This window comes from Streptomyces swartbergensis, from assembly GCF_002148965.1.
In the GTDB taxonomy this organism is placed as follows: domain Bacteria; phylum Actinomycetota; class Actinomycetes; order Streptomycetales; family Streptomycetaceae; genus Streptomyces; species Streptomyces swartbergensis.
Genome location: NZ_NGFN01000571.1, coordinates 1 through 3,001, shown reverse-complemented (window position 1 = coordinate 3,001; position 3,001 = coordinate 1). Strand labels below are relative to the sequence as shown.

1 protein-coding gene is annotated in these 3,001 nt (G+C 71.4%); it reads right to left on the bottom strand.

The features are described from left to right. Positions 1–242 precede the first annotated feature (242 nt). Positions 243–2,969, bottom strand: a complete 2,727-nt coding sequence (polA, locus tag CA983_RS42170) for a DNA polymerase I (protein WP_086605922.1) — start codon at positions 2,967–2,969, stop codon at positions 243–245. Between the last annotated feature and the right edge of the window lie 32 nt (positions 2,970–3,001).

Genomic DNA, 3,001 nt, shown 5'->3' with positions numbered 1-3,001 from the left:
GCGGAGGAACGTGCGTATACCCATGCCCGCATCCTTGCGAGCGCCGGGGGCGCGGGCCCTTTGTCGGGGGCCACGCGAGTGACGTTTTCGACGAGGTGGGGCGGCGGGTGCCCCCGGCTCAGCGCTCGGCCCAGGGCATACCCGCGTCGCCTGCTCCGGGACTGCTGCGCGCAGCCCGGAACTGCTTCGCATGCTCCGGCACTGCTTCGCGTCCTCCGGACTGCTTCGCGCAGCGTGCCGGACTAGTGCGCCGCAGACTCCCAGTCCGGGCCCGAGCCCACCGAGACGCCCAGCGGCACGCGGAGGTGGACGGCGTTGGCCATCTCGCGGCGGACGAGTTCCTCGGCGGCCGCGCGCTCCCCGGGGGCGATCTCCAGCACGATTTCGTCGTGGACCTGGAGCAGCATGCGGGAGGCGAGCCCGGCGTCCTTGAGCGCGCTGTCCACCTTGAGCATGGCGATCTTGACGATGTCGGCCGCCGTGCCCTGGATGGGAGCGTTGAGGGCCATCCGCTCGGCCGCCTCGCGACGCTGGCGGTTGTCGCTGTTGAGGTCGGGGAGGTAGCGGCGGCGCCCGAAGAGCGTCGCCGTGTAGCCCGTCGCCCGGGCCTCGTCGACCGCCCGGTGCAGATAGTCCCGTACGCCGCCGAACCGCTCGAAGTACGCGTCCATCAGGGCGCGGGCCTCCGCCGCCTCGATGTTCAGCTGCTGGGAGAGGCCGAAGGCGGACAGGCCGTAGGCCAGGCCGTACGACATGGCCTTGATCTTGCGGCGCATTTCGGCGTCCACCGCGGCCGGCTCGACCGCGAAGACCTGGGAAGCGGCCGTGGTGTGGAGGTCCTCGCCGGAGGTGAACGCCTCGATCAGGCCCTCGTCCTCGGAGAGGTGGGCCATCACGCGCAGTTCGATCTGGCTGTAGTCGGCCGTCATCAGGGACTCGAAGCCCTCGCCGACGACGAAGCCGCGGCGGATCGCGCGGCCCTCGTCGGTGCGGACCGGGATGTTCTGGAGGTTCGGGTCCGTGGAGGACAGACGGCCGGTGGCGGCGACCGTCTGGTTGAACGTGGTGTGGATGCGGCCGTCCGCGGCGATCGTCTTGATCAGGCCCTCGACGGTGACGCGGAGCTTGGCCTGCTCGCGGTGGCGGAGCATGATCACCGGCAGCTCGTTGTCCGTCTGCGTGGCGAGCCAGGCCAGCGCGTCGGCGTCCGTGGTGTAGCCGGTCTTCGTCCGCTTGGTCTTGGGGAGGGCCAGCTCGCCGAAGAGGACCTCCTGGAGCTGCTTGGGCGAGCCCAGGTTGAACTCGTGCCCGGCTGCCGCGTGGGCCTCCTTCACCGCCTGCTGGACGGCGCCCGCGAACATCTGCTCCATGGTTTCCAGGTGGGGCCGGTCGGCCGCGATGCCGTGCCGCTCCATGCGGGCGAGCAGCGCGGACGTGGGCAGCTCCATGTCGCGCAGCAGGTCGGCGGCGCCGACCTCCTCCAGGCGGCTCTCGAAGGCCTCGCCCAGGTCGAGGACGGCGCGGGCCTGGATCATCAGGGCCTCGGCCTCGGCGCCCTCGTCCGCGCCGAAGGCGAGCTGGCCGTCGGCCGCGGCGGCAGGCGCCAGCTCGCGGTGCAGGTACTCCAGGGACAGCGCGTCCAGGTCGAAGGAGCGGCGGCCGGGCTTGACGAGGTAGGCGGCGAGCGCGGTGTCCATGGTGACCCCCTCGACGCTCCAGCCGTGCTCGGCGAAGACGCGCATCGCGCCCTTGGCGTTGTGGAAGATCTTGGGCCGGGCGGCGTCGGCGAGCCAGGCCGCGAAGGCCCTCTCGTCGGCCTCGTCCAGCTGCGAGGGGTCGAACCAGGCGGCGGCCCCGCCGGGTGCGGCGAGCGCGACCTCGGCGACCGAGCCCGTGCCGAGCGCCCAGGCATCGACCGTGGCGACGCCGAGGGGCTGGGTGCCGTGCTCGGTGAGCCAGCCGACCAGCTCGCCGGTGCCCAGCACCGTGCCGTCCAGCTGGACGCCGTCCGTGCTGATCGGGGTGGTCTCGGCCTCCTCGGCGCCGGGGTCGACGGCGAAGAGCCGCTCGCGCAGGGAGGGGTTGCGGATCTCCAGGGTGTCCAGGACCATCGCGACGGCCTTGCGGTCGTAGGCGGTCCGCTCCAGGTCGGCGACGCCCTTGGGCAGCTCTACCTGGCGCTCCAGCTCCGTGAGCCGGCGGTTGAGCTTGACCGCTTCCAGGTGGTCGCGGAGGTTCTGCCCGGCCTTGCCCTTGACCTCGTCCACGCGCTCGACGAGCTGCGCGAACGACCCGAACTGGTTGATCCACTTCGCGGCGGTCTTCTCGCCGACGCCGGGGATGCCGGGGAGGTTGTCGGACGGGTCGCCGCGCAGGGCCGCGAAGTCGGGGTACTGCGCGGGCGTCAGCCCGTACTTCTCGAACACCTTCTCGGGGGTGAAGCGGGTCAGCTCGGAGACGCCCTTGGTCGGGTACAGCACCGTGGTGTGCTCGCTGACCAGCTGGAAGGAGTCCCGGTCGCCGGTGACGATCAGCACCTCGAAGCCCTCGGCCTCGGCCCGCGTGGCGAGGGTGGCGATGACGTCGTCCGCCTCGAACCCGTCGACCGCGAAGCGGGCCGCGCCCATCGCGTCGAGGAGCTCGCAGATCAACTCGACCTGGCCCTTGAACTCGTCGGGGGTCTTGGAGCGGTTCGCCTTGTACTCCGTGAACTCCTGGGAGCGCCAGGTCTTGCGGGAGACGTCGAAGGCGACCGCGAAGTGCGTGGGCGCCTCGTCGCGCAGCGTGTTGGCCAGCATCGACGCGAAGCCGTAGATCGCGTTCGTCGGCTGGCCCGTCGCGGTGGTGAAGTTCTCCGCGGGCAGCGCGAAGAACGCTCGGTAGGCCAGCGAGTGCCCGTCCATGAGCATCAGTCGCGGACGGCTGCCGCCGGAGGTCTTGTCGGTCGTCTTCGATGCTGTCTCTGCCACGCCCCCGATCCTGCCACGCCCCACTGACACTC